Here is a 21,332-nt window from a genome sequence, read left to right as displayed (position 1 = left end):
CTGACAATGCGGTGTATCAGGAAAGCCGCGTACTCAGCATTTACGACTGCTTCGCAGCCGAACGCAGGCTTCGCCAGCTGCTACAAAGAGTGAGTCGTTGCACAAATTGGTTAACTGACTGGCATTAGCCCTTGAGGCCGGTTTTTCTTGATTTCTGTTCACTCCGCCAACTTCACGTCCACCGCCCAACTGAAGTACCCCAATATCTCGCAGCTTTTATTGATCAGCATGAATTTCAGTTCGCACGCCTCAACCCCAGCAGCCAATTGCGTGCAGTGCCAATAATGATCATTTGCCGTGTGGCTGCCCGGTTGGGTCGGGTTTTCGGGATCGGGTGCGGGAACTGTCAGGTTTGCATGGACCACCCATTCAGGCGATGAAAGTACCCCGGCATCACCTACAGACATCTCGTAGAACACCACGCTGTGTTCGGCGAGCAAGCTGACGGTCCTGCCGCGAATATGGAAGTTCTTTCCGTTACTGGCGAGAAGCGTCATAAAGCTGTCATTTGTTGTGGTTTGCGTTGTATCTGTATCGCTGATGGCGACGATGAAACCTTGCGCAATCTCGGTCGGTTTTTTCGGCTCAAGACTGGGCTGCGAATAACGTAAAAGATTTGGCGATAAGGAAATGACCATTGAGAACTGAATTTTCTGGCCCGGACTTCGCTCTGTCATTGCCATCTACCTCTTCAGGGGAGTGCAGATCGACATGGGCGCTGTATCTTAACGGCTGGAGCTTTTTGCCCGTTTTGAAGAAAACGCACCGACAGGAGAACGCAATGAGTTGGTCCGCCAAACAATACGTCGCTTTTGAAGATGAACGCACCCGTCCTGCCCGTGACTTGCTGGCAGCCATTCCTGACACAGACGTGCGCTCGGTCATCGACATCGGCTGTGGCCCGGGTAACTCGACCGAGTTGCTGGTGGAGCGCTTCACCAACGCCGCGGTGCGTGGGCTGGACAGTTCGACCGATATGATCGAAGCCGCCCGCAAGCGCTTGCCGCAGGTGCAATTCGACACAGCTGACATCGATACCTGGAGCGATACCGGCCCGTTCGATGTGATTTTCGCCAACGCGGTGTTGCAGTGGGTTCCTGATCACGCGACGTTGCTGCCTGCACTGGCAAGCAAGCTGGCACCCGGTGGCAGCCTGGCCATTCAGATGCCCGACAACCTCAATGAACCGTCGCACCGCTTGATGCGCGAAGTCGCAGCCGATGGTCCCTGGATCGGTAAACTTGCTGGCGCCGCAGGGCAGCGAACAGAGATGGCGGATGCCAGCGGTTATTACTCGATGCTGCGCGCTCACTGTTCTCGTGTCGATGTATGGCGCACGACTTACCATCACCCGCTCGCGGGCGGCGCATCGGGCGTGGTCGAGTGGTTCAAGGGCAGCGGTTTGCGACCTTTCCTTGATCCACTTGATGAAACGGAACGGGCGCAATACCTCAAGCAGTATCAAGCAGCGATCGAGCGGGCGTATCCAGTGCTGAGCGATGGTTCGGTACTGCTGCCGTTCCCGCGCTTGTTCATCGTCGCAACTCGCTAGTGCAAAAAGGTCGAGCGCTGGCCCAACGTCAGCGCTGAATCTTTGGGTCACCCGTTGTATTCGTGGCCTTTGCTCCCTTGTGTGCCGGCAAGTTTGCTACTGCAGGAGAAAGTATGAGGGCCGTGAGCGTCGTGGCACGGCACGCCAATTGGAGCTACGCTTGAGCAGCAGGTTGGATCCTACGAGAGCAATTACAAGATGAAAAACTCAGCCAATATTATTGATTGCTCATTAAAAGTATTAAAAGCAGAATGGCCGAATTTAGTGTTGTGGTTGTATTTGCTGTCGCCGTTGTTAATTAGATTAATAACAAACTATCAATACTCGAAAATTGATTTGTTGGCCATTTATACTCTGGGTATTTCAGTGTTATGGCTTTTGGCAATCAGATTTGTTTCATTCAATCAATTCAAACTTCATGTCATTCTACTGCCGTTCTATTTGGCGGCTGCTGTTGATCTGTTTCTGGTTTTGAATTTCAACTCGAGATTAACGGCTGCGTATGTATTTATTGGCTTAACCAACTACAAGGAGGCAAGCGATTTTCTACCGACGTATTGGCAGCCCATCAGTATCGTTTTGGTGGTTTTCACAATTTGCTATGGAGTTGGATTAATAGGCCTGCATAAGCGAAAGTTGTATAAAAGCAAGAGTATTTTTCTTCTGGCTGTTAGCGCTTTGCTGGTGGGGTATGGGGCGTATTTTTATAAAACCGTCAAAGTTAATTCTTTCGGGAGGTATGCAGTCCTGGATCTCGTTGCAAAAGATCAAAGCACACCAATGGGTTATTTGTCGCAAATCGGCCTGACTGCAAACTTGTATTTGGAGTCGAAGAAATTTATTAAACAGCGTCAGGAATCTGATGTAAAAATAACGAGTATATCGGATCAATCAAATATAGAGATCATTGTTTTTGTGATCGGTGAGTCATCACGGCCGCAAAATTGGTCTCTCTACGGTTATGACAAGGAAACAACCCCGAATCTCGAGAGGCAGGCGGGGATTTTCAAGTTTAATCATATGTGTACGACGGCCCCCTATACGTCTGTCGCCGTTCCTTCAATGCTCAGCCTTGAGCCCATATCGGATTGGGATTCCATTGCGTCCACAAAATCATTGGTGGGTATATATCGTGCAGCCGGGTACATGACCTATTGGTTGTCTGTACAGGAAGTCGATAGCTTTGGCGGAATAATTCCACAAATAGCTGCAGAGGCACAACACCGTCAATATTTCGAGAGAAGCTATGACGGAGCATTGATTCCAGAATATGAAAAAATCCTGCAAAAAAGCGGTACAGAAAAACAAGCCATATTTATTCACGTCAAGGGTAGTCATTTCGAGTATTCACGCCGATACCCAGATGATTTCAATAAATTCAAACCTTCAACAAACAGCGCAAAAGACAGAATTACCGCCGAATATGACAATGCCATTTTATATACGGACTGGCTATTGGGTACAATTATTGATCAGCTGAAATCAAGCCAAAAACCATCTGTCTTGTTTTATTCATCGGATCATGGTGAAAACATCATGGATGACAGTCGAGGGCTATTGGGTCATGGGATTGGCAATAAATATGACCTCCCGGTTTCGGCATTTATCTGGGCGTCCAATAATGTTTCAAGCGAGCAATCACTCAAGCTTTCAAAGTTGAAGGAAAGAGAGAATCAGAAAATTAGCATTTCATCTTTGTCGCATACTCTTTTAGGCGTTACAGGGGTTTTAACGAGCCAGTATAAAAGCTCGAATGATTTATTGAGTAATGATTTTGTATCCTCGAAATGTCCATATTTGCTCGGCGCAGGATATGTTCCAGAGTTTGATTTTGATGCCCGTTAAATAGACTGAACAACCCGCAAAGCGTTGACCCTTCAGGGGGATTTTCTGATTTTGGGTTGCTGAATTTCCAGTCACAGCGACTGGATTGATTGGTTGACAAGCCCAGTCGCGACCGCAAGTTGCCGCTGCCCACCGAGACCGTTCGCCGTGTTCTGGAACAGGTCACCCAACCTCGCATTGGCGAACCTCGCTGGCGCTGTAAAAGCATTACCGGACACCCATTTAAGCGGCATGCTACAGCTTTCACGCTGAGTAGATCTTTGGAGTGAGTAGATACGTGGATTTCTCTTTGCCCCCAGATGGACGCAATAGCGAGCCGGGACAGTGACGCGAAGGACATAGATTCCGCTCGAACGGCGGTAGAGGTTGTTGCGTTGCGTCACGTGTAGGAGCCCTTTGTAGGAGGACTACGCGACTATCTCGCTTCCTGCTCGGTAGATTTCAGGGAAATCGACGAGTCAGGAGAGAAGTGGAGCGGGTGAAGGGAATCGAACCCTCGTTATCAGCTTGGGAAGCTGGAGTAATGCCATTATACGACACCCGCTCAGAGCGGCTGACTTTGTACCAGATGTTCGCGTGGAAATGAAGTTTTTCTTTGTGTGGGACCGCTTTAGCACAGGTGAAACAAAAGCATGGACCGTGTGACGGTCGTTCGCGGGCAAGCCTCGCTCCTACAGAATTGCGTTAGTGCTGTAGGGCGGGGCTTGCTCGCGATGACGCTGTTTCAGATGGCCAATGCATGTTGGTCCTGGACGTAGTGATAACGCGGTCGGCTTTCGTGTTGCGAAGGTTTCAAGAAGCCCAGCAAAGCGTTACGGCTATCTCGGCAAGCGCCTTTGTGTTCCATGTCGAGAAAGTGGCCGGTGGCCTGCAGGGTGGTGAAAGTAGCGTGTTGCACGTGGTTGGCGAACAGTTGAGCGCCGTCGGCAGCGGTGTACTCGTCCCATTCACCGTTCATGAACAGTACTGGCACGTTGATTTTCTCCGCAGCCTTGAAAAAGCACTGGCGATCACTGTGCAGCAGATCGCTGATGTGGAAGTGCATCTGCCCGTATTCATGCTCGGCCAGGGAACTGACGTGCCGATAGTTGAAGCGCTTGAACAGCGTCGGCAGGTGTTTGCCGATGGTGCTGTTCACCAGGTTGCCGACCCGGTCACCGTCCCGGCTGCCGAGGTAATCGATGCCGCGCTCGAGGTAGTCGAGCATGTGCGAGTTGATCTCTGGAGAGAACGAGCTGATCACTGCTTTTTCGATGCGTCGTGGCTGGTGGGCCAGGGCGACCAGGGTCGCGGCGCCACCCCAGGAAAACGACAGCACGTGTTCGGCAGCGAAGTGGTCGATCAGCTCCAGGAGGATCTGCCCTTCGATTTCCTTGGTCAGCAATTTCTCGTGCAGGTTATGGGCTTTCGACTTGCCCGCGTAGGGCTGGTCGTAGCAGACCACATTGAACTGCGGATGAAGGTTTTTCACGGTTTGTGCAAACGACGCAGTCGTGGCCATCGAGCCGTTGACCAAAATAATGGTCTTCTCAGCGGCGTCTGCGCGATAGAACTCCGTGTAAACCCGGTACTGACCCTGTATATCCAGCACAGCGATTTCTGGCCTCATGTCATAAGACTCCAAGCAAGCGGGTATGCGCGCAAATGAGATTGCACGAGCTTTGTGACAGGTAGGCATACGCCTGGAATTTTGGGGCCCATGTCGATCCATTGCAGTCCGGTCGACGGGTATTATTATTGGCGGGCAGTCTGCCGGGGGAATGCGGAACCTGAGGGTTCTCTACCGGCAAAAAGTTTCTTAGAAGTATGTTGTGACTCGTCGGTCACATTTCGGCCGACGTCCTGATTCAAGCAGGGGTCACGTCATCGCGCAAGTATCTTTCGTAAATTGTTCGACAACTTCTGCTGAGCGGTCGCCTGCTTAGATCAATTGAATCTCTTCGGTGCGTAATGCGCGGTACTCGCCCGGTTTCAGCGCACTGTCGAGCACCAGCGGGCCCATGCTTTCGCGGTGCAGGCGCAGCACCTTGTTGTCGAAATGGCCGAACATCCGCTTCACCTGGTGATAACGACCTTCGACGATGCTCAGCCGCGCCGACTTTGCCCCGAGTAGCACCAGCTCGGCGGGTTGGGTGGTGAGATCTTCAAAGGCGAAGTACAACCCCTCGGTGAACGCGACTGCATACTCCGGGCCGATGTCCCGTTCGGTCTCGACGTAATAAACCTTGGGCAGTTTGGTCTGCGGTTGGGTCAGGCGTCGCGACCAGCTGCCGTCGTTGGTGATCAGCATCAGGCCGGTGGTGTTGAAATCCAGCCGGCCGGCGATGTGCAGCTCATCCTTGTCCGGTTCATGGATCAGGTCGAGCACGGTCGGATGCTCCGGGTCGCGGGTGGCACTGACGCAACCGGGTGGCTTGTGCAGCATGAAGTGGCGCACCGGTTTGCCGACTTGCAGCACATCATCGTCGACTTCGATACGACTGAACTCGCGTACTTCGGTGTGAGGGTCGCTGACGATTTTTCCGTCGATCCTGACGCGCTTTTCCACCAGCAACAGACGTACCTGCTTACGGTTGAAGCGCGGCAGGTTGCTGAGGAAACGGTCAACACGCATGGCTAGAGGTCGGTGGGAAAAGGGCCGCGCATCTTACGTGATCGGCAGGGCGGATGCTTGCAACTGCGCCTCGACCTGAGCGCAGCCGGGGCACAAACAGGCTATGTCGCGCAGTCCGGCCGGCAGCGCTTCGAGCACGGCCGGGTCGATGCTGACGCCGTAGCACCAGCAGGCCCTATCGGCGGTTCGCGGGTCAGCCAGGGTACAGTCGTTGGCGGCGCCGCACGCCGGGCAGAGGTCGGGTTTACTCATGTAGGGTTATGCATAACTGGAGTGAGGCATTTCCACGCAGGTGCGGTTACGGCCGGCTTGCTTGGCCCGGTACATCGCATGATCAGCCCTCGAGAGCAGCGTGTGCAAGGTGTCATCGGTCTGCAGGGTGGTAACGCCGATGCTTACGGTCAGCTGCAAGGCCTTATCGTTGTAGGCATAACACTGTTGCTGGACATGCTGACGAATTTTCTCGGCGATCATCAGACCGGTCTCACCGTCAGTGTCCTTGAGCAACACGATAAATTCCTCCCCGCCCCAACGGCAGACAATGTCGGAGTGCCGCAGGCAGCTCTCCAGATCCCGTGCAAAGCCGATCAGCACCTGATCGCCGGCAAGGTGACCGTAGGTGTCGTTCAAGGCCTTGAAGTGGTCCAGATCCAGCAGCAAAGCGGACAGCGGTTTGGGCTCGCGCTGGGCTTCGTGCATGGCTTGCGCCGCCAACAGATCGAAACCGCGGCGGTTCGGCAATTCGGTCAGGCTGTCCAAAGTTGCCTGGGCCTGGATTTTGCCCTGATAACGCTTGATCACCCGGTTGAGCAGGGCCAGCACAATCAGCGTGACGATCAGGCAGATCAGCAGGTTGAGATACAGCGACTGGCGGATTTCACTGAGGGCGCCGTCTTCACGCTTGTCGACAAACAGGTACCAGTTCAGTTCCGGGATGAACCGTACGTTGAGGAAATGTCCCTGGCCCTGAACGGAATATTCGTAGCTGCCGCTGTGGGGCTTGGGCAGCTGACTGACGAGGCTTTTCATGCTGTCGAGTTCGCCGAGGCTCTGCCCGATCTTCGCGCCTTGCGGGCCGCCCTCGGCGCCGGTGAGCACCAGGCGTCCGAAGTTGTCGACGAAGTACACACTGCGCTGGTAGCGCTGCTGGTACTTGTCGATCAGCTTGATCACCGCATCGACCGTCAGACCGACCCCGGCAGCGCCGATGAAACGGTTGTTGTAGTCGTAGACTTTGTAGTTGATGAAGAAGGTCTGGTTGTCCTTGTTGGCAAGGTCCGGGTCGACATTGATCTCGTAGGGATCGGCCATGTCTCGTACGCGGAAATACCACGCATCGCGGGATTCAGTGGTTTTGACCTGTTTGAGTACGCCCTTGGCGTGGTAGTAGGTGAGGCTGGTGTTGGAGACGAAAAATGCGGTGTAGGCGCCGTAGTGGGTCATGACCTCGTTGAGGTAGCGGGTCATTTTTTCGGGATCTTGTTCGCCGTTTACCACCCAGTCACGCATGAAGGTGTCGCGGGACATCATCGAGGAAATCAGGATCGGTCTGACAAGGTCTTTCTGGATTTCCGAGTAGACCGTGTCCGACGTCAGCGGCAGTTCGGTGTTGACGATGCTGTCGCGGATTGACGCTCGCGAGGCGTAGTAACTGAGGAAAGAGGTAGCGAGAAAGCCTGCGCCCAGCAACGCGATCAGCGTGAGGACCAACGAACGTTGCGAATACAGCGGCGAGCGAAGCGGCATGACAATTCCGTTGGCAGTGATCCGATGGCAGGCATTCTAATGGCACAGCGGGGAAATAACTGCTGCATTTGTGGGGGGAATGGCTGGCGATTTGAATGTCTTGATGTAGAGCTGTGTTGTTGAGCAGATCGACCCCTCACCCCAGCCCTCTCCCCAGAGGGGAGAGGGGGAAAGGGGGTCGATCTTCATGCTTCTCAAACCTGAGTTCGACTCGATATTTCAGGTCGATGTAACTCGAAAGAACACCTCGGTCAGTCCCCTCTCCCCCCGGGAGAGGGTTAGGGTGAGGGCGGATTCCGGATCAGACACGAGTCTCTAGATAAGCACGCCACCCCCCCAAATGACTGATATCCACCGCCCCCTCCAACCCATACGCCTCACAAATAAACCCGCTCTCCCAACGCCCATCCGCCAATTGCACCTTGCCCAACCCCAGCGGCGCCGGAATCCCGGTCAAAAACGAACCCAACTCACGGCTCGGCAGTTCCCAAACCTCCACCGCAATCGCCACACCACCGTCCTTCACGCGAACCATCCCGGGACGAAACGGCGGGCCGCCGGCCAAGGCATACAATTGATAGTCCGGCGAGCTGAACGTCGTCTCGACCAGTCGAGCCCCGCGCTGCTTGAGCTGCCAGTTCAGCGCCAGCCCATCCAGATGCGCGCCACACACCACCAATCGCGCCCGGTCATTGCGTGCGACAGCCGTCGGCGCAGGCGCGGCGGAACCTTGCTGACGCTGCATGGCATCCGCCACACCCAACAAATACTGATCAGTAAACGCCCGGCCAAACAGCGTTACACCCCAAGGCAAACCATTACCCATGAAACCGCTGGGCACGGCGACGGCGGCGTAATCGAGCAGGTTCATGAAATTGGTGTAGTAGCCCAGTTCCGAATTGCGCAGCACCGGTTCGGCGTCCAGTTCCGCCAGCGTGACGGGGCGGCCGATGGTGGGTGTGAGCACGCAGTCGAGGCCGTCCAGCGCCTTGTCGCACAGCGCTTTCAACGCTTGCAGCCGGTACTGGGCGCGGAACGTTTGCACACCGCTCACCGCCGGCGCCTTGGCCAGCACCGCGCGAATCACCGGCAGTACGGCTTCAGGGTTTTTCTCCATCAACTCGCCGGCCACGCTGTAGCGCTCAGCCACCCACGGGCCTTCATAGAGCAAACGCGCCGCTTCAAGGAACGGCGACAAATCCAGTTCCACGGCTTCACCGCCCAACGCTTTGAGGTGGTCGATGGCATCACCAAACAACAGTGGGCCTTCAGGGCAACCGAAAAACTCCAGATCCTGCGCACGAGGTACGCCGAAACGGAAAGGACGCGGAGTGCCGAACGCCGAGCCGTCATTCCACAACGGGTTGCTGCGGCTGTATTCATCGCGAGGATCAAGGTGCGCAGTGAGTGCGAGCAACTGACTGGCTTCCCGAGCAGTCGCAGTGAACGTGGTCACGCAATCGAGCGTGCGACACGCCGGCATCACACCGGCCGTGGAGATTAACCCTTTGGTGGCTTTCAGCCCTACCAGGTTATTCAGCGCCGCCGGCACGCGCCCGGAGCCTGCTGTATCAGTGCCCAGGGAAAAACTCGCCACGCCGAGCGCCACCGACAGTGAAGAGCCGGCACTGGAACCGCCCGACGGATACTCCGGCAACACGCTGTTCGGGCACGCGCCATAGGGTGAGCGACTGCCATTTAGCCCCGTGGCGAACTGGTCGAGGTTGGTCTTGCCCAACGGAATAGCCCCCAGCGCCAGCAATTGCTCGACGATGGTCGCCGAACGTTCGGGCACGTAGGCAAACGCCGGGCACGCTGCGGTGGTGGGAATGCCCGCCAGGTCGATGTTGTCCTTGATCGCAAAGGGCACACCAAACAGCGGCAGGCTGTCGACGTCGCGACCGTCGAGTGCGGCGAGGTACGGTTCCAGTTCTTCAACGCTGAGCAAGTGGATGAACAGGTGATAATCCGGGTTCAGTGCTGCGGCTTTATCGCGCAGGTTCAGCAGCAGTTGCCGAGGTGTGGTGCTGCCGTCGCGGTAAGCGCTGCGCAGGGCGTCGAGTTGCAGATTGATGTTCATGGCGTTAATCCTTTTCAAAATGGGTTCACTCAAGTTCCAGCACCACGACGCGCTGTCCGGCGCGCACGGCCGAACCCGGTTGCACACGAATCTCGCGTACCACCCCGGCCACGGGCGCGAGTAATGGGATTTCCATCTTCATCGACTCCAGAATCACCAGCACATCACCGGCGGCAACCCGGCTGCCGGTTTCAACCTGAACCTGCCAGAGGTTGCCGGCGATGTGGCTGTCGACGCTCTGTTGACCGCTGGCCAGCGGTGCGTCTTCGGTCACCTCCGCGGCCAGTTCTTCGCTGTCGAAATGCGCCTGACCACTGGCAATCCAGCGCTCGCGTTCGGCGTTGAACGCGCCTTTTTGCTGATCGCGAAATGCGGCAATGCTCTCGGCTTCCTTCGTCAGGAAGGCCTGGTAGTCCGCCAGATTCAGCTGACCGTGCTCGATGTTCAGATCGAAGCGTCCGAGGGGGAAATCCCGTCGAATGCGCAGCAGTTCATCGGCACTGACCGGGTAGAAACGGATCTGATCGAAGAAGCGCAGCAACCACGGTTTGCCATCGAATGCGGCGACCTCTCGATAGCGATTCCACATCTGCAAGGTGCGGCCGACGAACTGATAACCGCCTGGGCCTTCCATGCCGTAGACGCACATGTAAGCGCCACCGATGCCCACCGAGTTTTCTGCGGTCCAGGTGCGGGCCGGGTTGTACTTGGTTGTCACCAGACGGTGACGCGGATCGAGTGGCGTGGCGACCGGCGCACCGAGGTAGACGTCGCCCAGGCCCATCACCAGGTAGCTGGCGTCGAACACCGTGCGCTGCACTTCGTCGAGGTTTGGCAGGTCGTTGATGCGGCGGATGAACTCCAGATTGCTCGGGCACCACGGGGCGTCCTTGCGCACGGTGGTCATGTATTTTTCGATTGCCAACTGACAGGCCGGGTCGTCCCAGGACAACGGCAAATGGACGATGCGCGAAGGCACTTGCAGGTCCTTGGCGGCGCACACGGCGTCCCATTCGCCGGCAACGATGCCGAGCAGATCTGCCAGCGGCAGTTGTTCGGGTTGGTAGTGCACTTGCAGCGAGCGGATGCCCGGTGTCAGGTCGATGACGCCGTGCAGGTTTTGGCTTTCCAGCGCCTGCATCAATGCGTGGGCGCGAAAGCGCAGGACCAGGTCAAGTTCCGGAGCGCCGATTTCCAGCAGCAGATGAGTGTCCCCCGACAATCTCGCGACCAGCCGCGTATCGTCCTGCCCAATATCCAACACCACAGGCGACACAACCCCCTGTGGGAGCGAGCCTGCTCGCGAAGGGGCCAGAACAGGCACCGCATCAACTTCTTCGCGAGCAGGCTCGCTCCCACAGTGATTCCATTTCAAGGCGAGGTTGCGGGCGGTCTTGAGATCGACTGGGAGGAACTGCACTTTATCCCCCGCCTTGAGCTGCCCCAGCTGCCAAAGATCCGCCTCGATCACCGTCACCGGGCAAACAAACCCACCCAGACTCGGGCCATCCGGCCCCAGAATCACCGGCATGTCCCCGGTAAAATCCACCGCCCCAATGGCGTACGGATTGTCATGAATATTCGACGGATGCAGACCCGCCTCACCCCCATCGGCACGCACCCATTCAGGCTTCGGCCCGATCAACCGCACACCGGTTCGACTGGAGTTGAAATGCACTTCCCACTGAGTGGCGAAGAAGGTGCCGATGTAGTTTTCGGTGAAGTATTCTGGTGCGCCGTGAGGGCCGTAGATCACCCGGATCTGCCGCAGGTCGGGTAACTCGGTGACCTGTTCTTCAGCCAATTGTTGACCCGCGCTGCGGTCGCTCAAGGCCGGGATATGCAGCACGTCGCCGGCACGCAACGCACGACCGCCGTGACCACCAAACTGGCCAAGGGTGAAGGTGCTTTTGCTACCCAGATAATCTGGAACTTGAAGGCCACCGCGCAGGCACAGATAGCTGCGGACGCCTGCACCGGCAATCGTCCCGAGGCTCAATGTCGCCCCCGCCGGAACCCGCAGCGCAGTGTTCATCGGCACGGCTTCACCGTTTAGCGCCAATGGAATCATCGCGCCTGTGACCGCCACAACGGCATCGCAATTGAAGCGCAGCAATGGCCCGCTCATGGTGATTTCAAGCGCCGCGACACCTTCATCGTTGGCCAGCAGACTGTTGCCCAAACGCAACGCGCGACTGTCCATCGGCCCCGACGGTGGCACGCCCACGGCCCAATACCCAAGACGACCCGGATAGTCCTGAACGCTGGTCTGAGTGCCGGCGCTGAGTACTTCAAACGTGTTGGCCTGATACACCAAGCCTTCCAGGCAACGCGTCCACGGCTGACCGTTGGCGAAGGGCGCATCCAGCAGAATCTGCCGCAGATAATCGCGGTTGGTTTCCACTCCGTAGAGCAGGCTGTCGCCCAACGCCTGATGCAGATCGGCAGCGGCCTCTTCGCGGGTCGGCGCCCAACTGATGACCTTGGCGATCATCGGATCGAAATACGGGGGAATCTCGCAACCGGCCTCGACCCACGTGTCGATGCGCAGGCGTTTGCCATCGGCGGCAGGGAAGTTCACGGCGGTCAGCAAGCCTGGGCTTGGCTGAAAATCGCGACCCGGATCTTCGGCATAGAGCCGTGCCTGAATCGCATGGCCGCAGGCTTTCAAGCCTTGGCTCAACGTGCTCAACGGCGGCAAATCACCGGCTGCCAGTTCGACCATCCAGCGCACCAGATCCACACCCCAGACCTGCTCGGTGACGCCGTGCTCCACCTGCAAACGGGTGTTCACTTCGAGAAAATAAAAACGCTGAGCCTCGCTGTCGAAGACGAATTCCACTGTACCGGCGCTACGGTAATTCACCGCTTTGGCCAGTTTGATCGCCGCCGCACACAGCTCCTCAGCCATGCCCTCGGGCAGGTTCGGCGCCGGAGTTTCTTCGAGGACTTTCTGGTTGCGGCGCTGCACCGAGCAGTCGCGCACGCCGAGGGCAATCACTTCACCCTGGCCGTCGCCGAACACCTGGACTTCCAGATGGCGGGCGCGCTGGATGTATTTCTCGATGAACACCCCGGCGTCGCTGAAGTTGTTCTGGCCGAGGCGCTTGACGGCTTCAAAGGATTCGCTCAATTCGCCAGCGCTGCGGCACACGCGCATGCCGATGCCGCCACCGCCGGCGGTGCTTTTGAGCATCACTGGGTAGCCGACCTGTTCGCCGGCAATCAGCGCTGCGTCGAGGCTGTCGAGCAACTCGGTGCCTTCGAGCATCGGTATGCCATGTTGCTTGGCCAATGCACGCGCGGTGTGTTTGAGACCGAACACTCGCAGCTGCTCTGGCGTCGGGCCGATGAAGGCGATGTCGGCGGCTTCGCAGGCTTCGGCGAACGCGGCGTTTTCCGAGAGAAAACCGTAGCCCGGATGGATCGCCGTAGCGCCGCTGGATTGGGCGATGGCAAGAATTTTGTCGACCGCCAGATAAGTGCAGGCGGCTGCGCCTTCACCGAGGCTGTGGGCTTCATCGGCTTGCAGGATATGCAGGCTCGCGGCATCGGCTTCGGAGTAAACGGCAACGCCCTGGACCTGCAACTCGCGCAGGGTACGCAGGATGCGACAGGCAATGGCGCCACGGTTGGCAATCAGGACTTTTTCGAACATGGCATAACCCCTGGAGGCGATAACGCATCAGCCTCGACCTGGGATGCGGGCCGTCCCGCAGTTTTTCGATAAGCGCCGGGGTCGTCCCCGACGGCAAAAACACTTCACTCAAAACCACCACCGAACCCTGTGGGAGCGAGCTGTGGCGAGGGGATTTATCCCCGTTGGGGCGCGAAGCGCCCCTAAAAAACGGGACTGCTGCGCAGCCCAACGGGGATAAATCCCCTCGCCACAGCTCGCTCCCACATTTGGATTTTGGTGTTTTTACTTTTTTAGGCACTGCCCGGAACGGGCCTGGCACAGGGCAAACAGCCAAAGACGCAACCGCACGAATTTCAGTTCCATACCAGCAGCTCCGCAGGGGTGGGGTTGTAGGCGTTGCACGGGTTATTCAGTTGCGGACAGTTGGAGATCAACACGATCACGTCCATCTCGGCCCGCAGGTCGACGTATTTGCCCGGCGCCGAGATGCCGTCTTCAAACGTCAGCCCGCCATCCGCCGTGACCGGCACGTTCATGAAGAAGTTGATGTTCGGCCCGATGTCGCCCTTGCCCAGCCGCCCGTCGTGGACGCAGGCCCGCAGGTAGTTGTCGCGGCAGCTGTGCATGTAGCGTTTCTCCAGCGCGTAACGCACGGTGTTGCTCTCTTGCGCGCAGGCACCGCCGAGGGTGTCGTGTCGACCGCAGGTGTCGGCGACGATGGTCAGCATCGGTTTGCCGAGGTTGGAATAGAGCACGCTGCCGGTGCTCAGGTAGACGCTGTTCTGTCGGCGCAACGTGCGCTGCACGTCGTAGCGTTCCTTGGGATTGGCAACGCTGTAGAACAACGTGTCGACGGCCTGATTGCCTTCCAGATCGAGGATGCGCAAAGTCTGGCCAGCCTTGACCTCCATCAGCCACGGTTCGCCGGCCGGGATGGTGGCGCGGTAGATCGCGGTTTCGGGCAGCTGTTGAGCGGTAGCGATTGCGAGTGACATGGCAGCGATCCTCAGGCGAACAGACGGTCGGTGTTGATGAAGCCGCGCTCGTTTTCCGGGCGCGAGGTGCGGCAGTGTTCGGCGACGCTAGCGTCGGCGTTCATCCAGCTAAGCTTCAGCGGTTTCGGTGCGTACTCAGGCGAAGGGTCCATCGGATGTTGCAGCGCGGTGAGCACCACCAGCGTGTCCATCGGCGCATACAACTCGATGTAGTCACCGGCCCTGGAATTGCCTTCGACGAAGTGGAAACGCCCGGCCTCATCGACGTTCACCCGGCTGAACAAATTGAGCGTCATCAGCAAATCGGACAGGCCCAACCCCCACTTGCCCAGCTCCACCAACAGGTTGTCGGTGCCGTTGCGAAAAAAGCCGTTGCGCAGTTCCTGATAGCGGCCCTGGCCGTATTTTTCCGCAACCTCTTCAGCGCACAGCACACCACCGAGGCTGTCGCTCCAGCCGCAGGTGTCAGCAGTGATGGCGGCCAGCACGCGGCCCATGTCCGAGTACAAACAGTGACCAGCGGTGAGCTTGGCCGTGTGTTGGCATTTGAGGCTGTCGGGCAGGTTCAGGCGTTCGGTTTTCTCATTGGCGTTGAGCAGCGTCAGGCTGACGTTGGCACCGCCGCGCAGGTCGGTCAGGCGCAGCAGTTGGCCGCGTTTCAATACGAACGAACGATGGCCGCCGCCGGGGAGCATTTCTTCGGCGAAGGGTGGGAACAGTTGGATCGAATCAGTCATGTGCAAAGTCCTCTTAAGCGGTGCGAAGCGCGCCTGCCAGCTCAGCCGGCAAGGCGTCGACAGCGGCACGGGTAGTGCGGCGGTCGCTGTTCAAAGGGATGTCGTAAGTGATACGCGCGCCATAGGCGCCGGGGGCGTGCGGGTCTACGCGGACTTTGTCGAACACCAACAGGCGAGTGCCGAGGCTGAAGCCTTCGGACAGGTCGTGGGTGACCATGAACACCGTCAGTTGCGTCTCGCGCCACAGCTCCAGCAGTAAACCGTGCATATCCTTGCGGATGCCGGGATCGAGGGCGCCGAACGGTTCGTCGAGCAGCAATACCCGAGGCTTCATGATCAACGCCTGAGCGATGGCCAGTCGTTGCTGCATGCCGCCGGAGAGTTGCGCCGGGTACTTGTCCAGCGAGTGGCCGAGGCCGACTTTGTGCAGCAGCACTGAGGCTTGTTCGCGTGCGTCTTTTTTAGCGCTGCCGAACAAGCGTCCGAGCAGCGGCGAACGTGGCAGTTCGAGGCCCAGGGCGACGTTGTCCAGAACCGTCAGGTGCGGGAACACCGAGTAGCGCTGGAACACCACGCCACGGCTGGCATCCGGTTCACCGGCCAAGGCGTGGCCATCCAACAGAATCTCGCCGCGACTGGCGCGTTCCTGGCCGAGCAGCAGGCGCAGAAAGGTCGATTTACCGCAGCCGGAAGCGCCGACCAGCGTGCAGAACTCACCCTCGTTGACATTCAGGTTCAGCCCTTCGAGCACCACCTGATCGGCGTATTGCTGCCAGACGTTTTTCACGGTGATGAAGCTCATGCGCGGGCCCCCTCATACCAAGGGAACGCCCGTTGGGTCAGGCGCTTGAGGCCCCAATCCATCAGCCAGGCGAGCAGGGTGATCCACACCACGTAGGGCAAAATCACGTCCATCGCCAGGTAACGGCGCACCAGAAAAATCCGGTAACCGAGTCCGTCGGTAGACGCGATGGCTTCGGCGGCGATCAGGAACAACCATGCCGAGCCGAGCATCAGCCGCAGCGAGATCAGCAGGCGCGGGAGCAATTGCGGCAACACTACCCGCAGCATCAGCGTCCAGGTCGAAGCGCCGAGGGTCTGGGCCTTGATCAGCAACTCGACCGGAATCTCCCGGGCGCGTTGCTCCAGATCGCGAGCCAGGCACGGGGTGATGCCGATCACGATCAGCATCACTTTCGACAACTCCCCCAAGCCGAACACGATGAACAGAATCGGCAGAATCGCCAGCGGCGGCACCATCGACAGCACCGTCAGCAACGGCGACAACGGCGCGCCGAACAGCGGCAGCGTACCGGCGGCAATCCCCAGGCACAGCCCGGCCAGCGCGCTGATGCCGAGGCCGATGGCCAGGCGACGCAGGCTTGAAGCGGTGTCTTGCCACAACACGTACTCACCGGTGCGGCTGTCGGCGGTGAACGCCAGGCGTTTGACCGCGTCGGTCATCTGCACCGCGCTCGGCAATAGCTTGTCATTGGGGTTGTCCGTCAGCCGCTCGGCCGAGCCCATGAAGTAGGCGAGCAGCACCAGGGCGAACGGCAGGATCACCAACAACAGGCGACTCGGGCGATCCGGGTGGCGATTGATCAGGCGCATGGCCAGGTCCTCCTGATTACAGCTTGGCGTCGGCGGCCATCTGCACGTAGGTCGGGTCGAAGCGCAGTTTGAGGTTGGCCTTGTCGCCGCTGGTCACGCCATTGGCGAACGCCATGCCGACCGCGCTGGTGTCCTTGGCGCCTTCACCCAGCAAGCCATGCTGGAACGAAAACTCGGCCACCTTGCGCATCGTTTCCGGCAATTGCTTGCTGGTGGAGAACGCCAGGGCTTCTTTGGGTGTGGCAAACAATTTGGTGGTGTCCAGTTGCGACTGGAAACCGGCCAGATCGGTGCCGGAAGCCTTGGCCATGTGTTCGAGCGCGACTTTGCTGGCGGCGTTTTTCGCGTTCATCAACTCCACCACTTCAAACCAGGCACCGGTCAGCGCTTTGCCCAGTGCCGGGTTGTCTTTGAGGGTCGATGAGTTGACCACCATCATGTCCATGATTTCGCCGGGGACTTGGCTGGAGTTGAACACTTCAGTCACCCCAGGCTTGGCCTTGATGTCCGAAAGCATCGGGTTCCAGGTGGTAACGGCGTTGACTTGATCGGTGTTGAAGGCGGCCGAGATGTCGGCGTCGGAGGTGTTGACCACTTTCAGGTCTTTCTCGGTGAGGTCCACCGAATCCAGCGCCCGGGCCAGCAGGTAGTGGGAAACCGAGAGCTCCACCAGATTGACGTCCATGCCTTTGAGGTCGGTGACTTTCTTGCCGTCGCCTTTGAGCACAATGCCGTCGTTGCCGTTGGAGAAGTCGCTGACGATCAGCGCGGTGCTGTCGACGCCACCGGCCGCCGGAATGGTCAGTGCATCCATGTTGGTCATGGTGCAACCGTCGAACTGGCCGGCGGTGTATTGGTTGATGGATTCGACGTAGTCATTGAGCTGCACGACATCGATCTTGATGCCGTACTTCTTCGCCCATTTATCGACGATGCCTTGGCTGCCAGCGTATTCCCAGGGCATCCAGCCGGCGTAGATGGTCCAGCAGACGCTGAAGTGGTCTTTCTGGGCGGCCTGGGACGAGACGCTCACGAAGGCTGCGAATGCAGCGGCGAGCAGGGCGGGTAAACGAAGCTGGGACATGGGTGGTTCTCCAGTTGGTCAAGGGCGGGCAGGAGTCAACGCGGCACCGCGAACGGTGGCTTGTCTCCCGGGCTTTTATCCCGCCGTGTAACCTCAACTGGAGGTCGCCAACTCTCGGACCAGCCACTCGCCTTAGCGAGCCGGAACCCTAGTCAGCCATTGCAAATTGTGGTGCCGCGAACCTGTGATGACTCCTGCACGTCTTTGCTAAAGCGAGAGCCGTGCCAAGTCGGCTTGAGCCGTCTGGCCTGCGGCATTGCGTGATTGGCGCGTAGGGAAGGGGAGGAGATGTTGCCTTGTGATGGTGCGCGGGCGCACCGCAATGGGACGTGTTGGCCGCTGATCCGAAGGTGTTTGTTGCGCAGCACTCGATTCAGGTTTTCCAGTCAAAACAGATGTCAGTCGGCCTGTGCTGACTGCTGTCGCTGGTCTTCCCGGAGGCCGTCATGTTGCGTCGAATCTTGCTCAGTGTGATTTTTGGGGTGGGGCTGTCTTCCTGCTACTACTACGCAGGGCCCGCTGATGTGTACACGGCCCCTTATTACTACCCCGGTTATTACTCGCCTTATTACTATGGCGGCTATTACGGCCCGCGTTATTACGGCGGCTATCGCTACTATTACTACGGCGGGCACGGGCCACGTTATTACGGCGGTGGATACCACCGCCGGCGCCATTAATCAGCGTATGAATATTGCGGCGCGTCCGGTCCATGGAGGCGCCGTTTTTTATGGGGAAGATGAAAAACCTTTCATCGGCGACTTGTTTCAATGTGTTTCAAGAACGCACCAGATTTCGAATTCGATGTCTGATCTTTCGACAGTCACCGAATAATTGACTGTCGCCTGCCAGCGTCGCTGGTGTGGCTCACTCGCGGTCCAGGAGGCCGCCATGTATCTGCGAATTCTTCTGATTGCTGTATTGGGATTGACTCTTGGTGCATGCGTGCCTTATTCCGATGGAGGAGCCAGCTACTACAGTTCCGAGGTCTATACCTCGCCAGCCTATTATGATGGCGGACCTTACTATTCAGGCGGCGGCGGTTATTACACGCAACCACGCCGGTACTACGCACCGCCAGCGCGGTATTACCAGCCAACACCGCGGTATTATCACCAGCCGCGGGTTTATCAACCGGCACCACGCGATTACCAGTCGCAACGAGGCGACTATCGGGCCCAACAGAATCACCGTTGGGATGGCCGTAACCGCGGCGGTTGGGACAACGACTATCGCGGACATGGCGGGCGGGACAATCGTGGCGGACGAGGCGATCACAACGGTCGCGGCGATCACGATGGCCGAGGCGGCCATCGTTAAACACTCATAAAAAAGCGGCGCATGAAGCGCCGCTTTTTTTATGCCCGGATTTCAGTATTCCTACAGATCGGCCAGAGGATGCCGGCCTTCCCAGGCCTTGTGGAAATGCGCTTCTACCACCGCATCCGGCAGGTTATTGATGTCTGGCCAGTGCCAATGGGGTTTTTGATCCTTGTCGATCAACCGTGCGCGCACGCCTTCGATGAACTCAGGATGACGGCAGCAGTTGAGGCTCATGGTGTATTCCATCTGAAAGACTTGAGCCAGGGACATGTGCCGGGCGCGGGCGATCTGTTCCCACACCAGATGAGCGGTCAGGGGTGAGCCTTCACTCATGGTTTTCGCGGCACGGCTGAGCAGCAGATCCGTGCTGTCACGCAGCTGGCTGATGGCCTTCCAGGCGCAGCGCACGTCACTGACATCCAGCAGTTCGTCGATGTGCTGGCGTCGTGGCAGCCACTGGGCTTCGGGCATTTGCGTGAGCGCTTCCTGCTGCAAGGCCTTGAGCAGGCTGTTGAGCTGCATCGGCGTCTGTTCCTGCCAGTTCAACTGTAGCAGGCCTTCGATCAGCTCTTCCTGCTGTTCATCGAGCAGGAAACGGTCGGCCAGGTCGAGATCGATCGCATCGCGACCGTTCATATGGGCACCGGTCAGACCGAGAAACAATCCGAGCTTGCCGGGCAGGCGCGACAGAAACCAACTGGCCCCGACATCCGGGTACAAACCGATACTGATCTCCGGCATCGCCAGGCGACTGCTCGGCGTGACAATCCGGATGCTCGCCCCTTGCAACAGCCCCATGCCGCCGCCGAGCACATAGCCATGCCCCCAGCAGATCAGCGGTTTAGGGAAGGTGTGCAGATTGAAGTCCAGGCGATATTCCGCCGCAAAGAAATGCGCGGCCAAGGGCGGCACTTCGCCGGGATGAGTGCGACAGGCTTCCACCAGGCTGCGGACTTCACCACCGGCGCAAAAGGCCTTGGCGCCCTTGCCACGCAACACTACGCAGACGATTTGCGGCTCTTTGGCCCAGGCGTCCAGTTGATCGCGCAAGGCATTGATCATCGGCAAGGACAGGGCATTGAGGGATTTTTCGGCATCCAGGCTGGCGATGCCGATGCGTGCGCCGTCGGTGCCGGTGAGTTCTTCGAAGTGCAGATTCATCGTGACCTCGATCGGGAATTTGAGCGTTCAGTATGATCGCTATGTAGGAAAGTGCCGGATCTGCGTCAGATCAATTGACAAGCGTGATGGGCTTTCCTAGGGTTCGCTCCATTGTTTTTGCCGGATGTAACCATGACTGCTGACGACCGTATCAAACTCGAACCGAGCTGGAAGGAGGCACTGCGTGCCGAATTCGACCAGCCCTACATGGCAGAGTTGCGCAACTTTCTGCAAGAGGAGCGCGCGGCAGGCAAGGAAATCTACCCGCCTGGACCGATGATTTTCAATGCGCTCAATTCGACGCCGCTGGATAAAGTCAAAGTCGTCATCCTCGGCCAGGACCCGTACCACGGTCCGGGACAGGCCCATGGCTTGTGCTTTTCGGTGCAACCGGGCGTACCGGCGCCGCCGTCGCTGGTGAACATCTATAAAGAGTTGAAACGCGACCTGAACATCGACATCCCGAGCCACGGTTGCCTGCAAAGCTGGGCCGACCAAGGCGTGCTGATGATCAACACCACCATGACCGTGGAGCGTGCCAATGCCAACGCCCACGCGGGCAAAGGCTGGCAACACTTTACCGATCGGGTTATCGAAGTGGTCAGCGAACACCAGCCACATCTGGTGTTCCTGCTGTGGGGCGCGCATGCCCAGAGCAAGCAGAAACTGATCGATGCCACCAAGCATCTGGTGCTGACGTCGGTGCATCCGTCACCGTTGTCCGCCTATCGCGGCTTCCTCGGGTGCGGGCACTTCAGCCGAACCAATAAGTTTCTTGAGCAGAATGGCGAAACGCCGATCGAGTGGCGATTGCCGCCGGTTGCGTGACGAATATCACTAGTGAGATAACCGTTCATCCGATACCCGTGGATACCTGTTATTTCTGACAGTAGACGGGTCGACGGGGTTTCTGTTCAATCAATAACCAGCAAGCGTGAAGT

The 21,332-nt window shown here is 58.0% G+C and carries 18 protein-coding genes, 1 tRNA gene, 1 pseudogene and 1 riboswitch; of the genes and pseudogenes, 6 read left to right on the top strand and 14 right to left on the bottom strand.

Annotation, left to right across the window (positions count from 1 at the left end; translation table 11 throughout):
- Positions 1-158: 158 nt before the first annotated feature.
- Positions 159-677: an AidA/PixA family protein gene (locus ACYZTW_RS26250; protein WP_462005840.1), complete on the bottom strand. Its 519-nt coding sequence runs from the start codon at positions 675-677 to the stop codon at positions 159-161.
- Positions 678-781: 104 nt separating this feature from the next.
- On the opposite strand from ACYZTW_RS26250, the gene tam reads away from it, so the two are divergent.
- The 3 genes and pseudogenes from tam to ACYZTW_RS26235 form a co-directional block, all read left to right on the top strand.
- A complete protein-coding gene (tam, locus tag ACYZTW_RS26245) occupies positions 782-1,552 on the top strand; it encodes a trans-aconitate 2-methyltransferase (protein WP_462002408.1) in 771 nt (256 codons plus the stop codon).
- A gap of 198 nt (positions 1,553-1,750) precedes the next feature.
- Positions 1,751-3,397, top strand: coding sequence for a phosphoethanolamine transferase (locus tag ACYZTW_RS26240; protein ID WP_462002407.1), 1,647 nt, complete (start codon positions 1,751-1,753; stop codon positions 3,395-3,397).
- 65 nt (positions 3,398-3,462) lie between these two features.
- A pseudogene (locus ACYZTW_RS26235) lies at positions 3,463-3,606 on the top strand (IS630 family transposase); the annotation flags it as partial.
- A 261-nt stretch (positions 3,607-3,867) separates the two neighbouring features.
- On the opposite strand, the gene ACYZTW_RS26230 reads toward ACYZTW_RS26235, so the two are convergent.
- From ACYZTW_RS26230 to ACYZTW_RS26175, 12 genes are all read right to left on the bottom strand, one after another.
- Positions 3,868-3,941, bottom strand: a tRNA-Gly gene (locus ACYZTW_RS26230).
- 180 nt (positions 3,942-4,121) lie between these two features.
- Positions 4,122-5,006, bottom strand: a complete 885-nt coding sequence (locus ACYZTW_RS26225) for an alpha/beta fold hydrolase (RefSeq protein ID WP_462002406.1) — start codon at positions 5,004-5,006, stop codon at positions 4,122-4,124.
- Positions 5,007-5,318: 312 nt separating this feature from the next.
- Complete coding sequence (locus ACYZTW_RS26220) at positions 5,319-6,011, bottom strand: pseudouridine synthase (RefSeq protein WP_462002405.1); 693 nt, start codon at positions 6,009-6,011, stop codon at positions 5,319-5,321.
- 33 nt (positions 6,012-6,044) lie between these two features.
- Positions 6,045-6,263 (bottom strand): cysteine-rich CWC family protein, encoded by a 219-nt coding sequence (locus ACYZTW_RS26215; RefSeq protein ID WP_462002404.1) that lies wholly within the window; start codon positions 6,261-6,263, stop codon positions 6,045-6,047.
- Positions 6,264-6,269: 6 nt separating this feature from the next.
- Entirely contained in the window at positions 6,270-7,757 is a 1,488-nt protein-coding gene (locus ACYZTW_RS26210) for a sensor domain-containing diguanylate cyclase (protein ID WP_462002403.1), read from the bottom strand.
- A 301-nt stretch (positions 7,758-8,058) separates the two neighbouring features.
- A complete protein-coding gene (gene atzF / locus ACYZTW_RS26205) occupies positions 8,059-9,837 on the bottom strand; it encodes an allophanate hydrolase (RefSeq protein ID WP_462002402.1) in 1,779 nt (592 codons plus the stop codon).
- A 25-nt stretch (positions 9,838-9,862) separates the two neighbouring features.
- Positions 9,863-13,495: an urea carboxylase gene (gene uca / locus ACYZTW_RS26200; RefSeq protein WP_462002401.1), complete on the bottom strand. Its 3,633-nt coding sequence runs from the start codon at positions 13,493-13,495 to the stop codon at positions 9,863-9,865.
- Positions 13,496-13,830: 335 nt separating this feature from the next.
- Positions 13,831-14,472, bottom strand: coding sequence for an urea amidolyase associated protein UAAP2 (locus tag ACYZTW_RS26195; protein ID WP_076030050.1), 642 nt, complete (start codon positions 14,470-14,472; stop codon positions 13,831-13,833).
- Between the two features lie 11 nt (positions 14,473-14,483).
- Positions 14,484-15,209: an urea amidolyase associated protein UAAP1 gene (locus tag ACYZTW_RS26190; protein ID WP_462002400.1), complete on the bottom strand. Its 726-nt coding sequence runs from the start codon at positions 15,207-15,209 to the stop codon at positions 14,484-14,486.
- 13 nt (positions 15,210-15,222) lie between these two features.
- Positions 15,223-16,011, bottom strand: coding sequence for an ABC transporter ATP-binding protein (locus ACYZTW_RS26185; protein ID WP_462002399.1), 789 nt, complete (start codon positions 16,009-16,011; stop codon positions 15,223-15,225).
- Entirely contained in the window at positions 16,008-16,823 is an 816-nt protein-coding gene (locus ACYZTW_RS26180; RefSeq protein WP_462002398.1) for an ABC transporter permease, read from the bottom strand. The genes ACYZTW_RS26185 and ACYZTW_RS26180 overlap by 4 nt, the downstream gene beginning before the upstream one ends.
- A gap of 16 nt (positions 16,824-16,839) precedes the next feature.
- A complete protein-coding gene (locus ACYZTW_RS26175) occupies positions 16,840-17,907 on the bottom strand; it encodes a putative urea ABC transporter substrate-binding protein (RefSeq protein ID WP_462002397.1) in 1,068 nt (355 codons plus the stop codon).
- A 62-nt stretch (positions 17,908-17,969) separates the two neighbouring features.
- Positions 17,970-18,070: riboswitch (guanidine-I (ykkC/yxkD leader) on the bottom strand.
- 283 nt (positions 18,071-18,353) lie between these two features.
- Between ACYZTW_RS26175 and ACYZTW_RS26170 the strand changes: the two genes are divergently transcribed.
- Both ACYZTW_RS26170 and ACYZTW_RS26165 read left to right on the top strand, forming a co-directional pair.
- A complete protein-coding gene (locus ACYZTW_RS26170; protein WP_462002396.1) occupies positions 18,354-18,587 on the top strand; it encodes a hypothetical protein in 234 nt (77 codons plus the stop codon).
- 211 nt (positions 18,588-18,798) lie between these two features.
- Complete coding sequence (locus tag ACYZTW_RS26165) at positions 18,799-19,227, top strand: hypothetical protein (RefSeq protein ID WP_462002395.1); 429 nt, start codon at positions 18,799-18,801, stop codon at positions 19,225-19,227.
- Positions 19,228-19,287: 60 nt separating this feature from the next.
- Here ACYZTW_RS26165 and ACYZTW_RS26160 read toward each other — a convergent pair whose 3' ends face one another.
- Positions 19,288-20,391 (bottom strand): enoyl-CoA hydratase/isomerase family protein, encoded by a 1,104-nt coding sequence (locus tag ACYZTW_RS26160; protein ID WP_462002394.1) that lies wholly within the window; start codon positions 20,389-20,391, stop codon positions 19,288-19,290.
- Positions 20,392-20,523: 132 nt separating this feature from the next.
- Here ACYZTW_RS26160 and ung point away from each other — a divergent pair, with 132 nt between their 5' ends.
- Entirely contained in the window at positions 20,524-21,219 is a 696-nt protein-coding gene (gene ung, locus ACYZTW_RS26155) for a uracil-DNA glycosylase (RefSeq protein WP_462002393.1), read from the top strand.
- Positions 21,220-21,332: the final 113 nt, after the last annotated feature.

It is taken from the genome of Pseudomonas sp. LB3P25, assembly GCF_054897985.1.
Note: the sequence above shows the minus strand (reverse complement) of the source record. Positions and strands in the feature narration are given on the sequence as shown.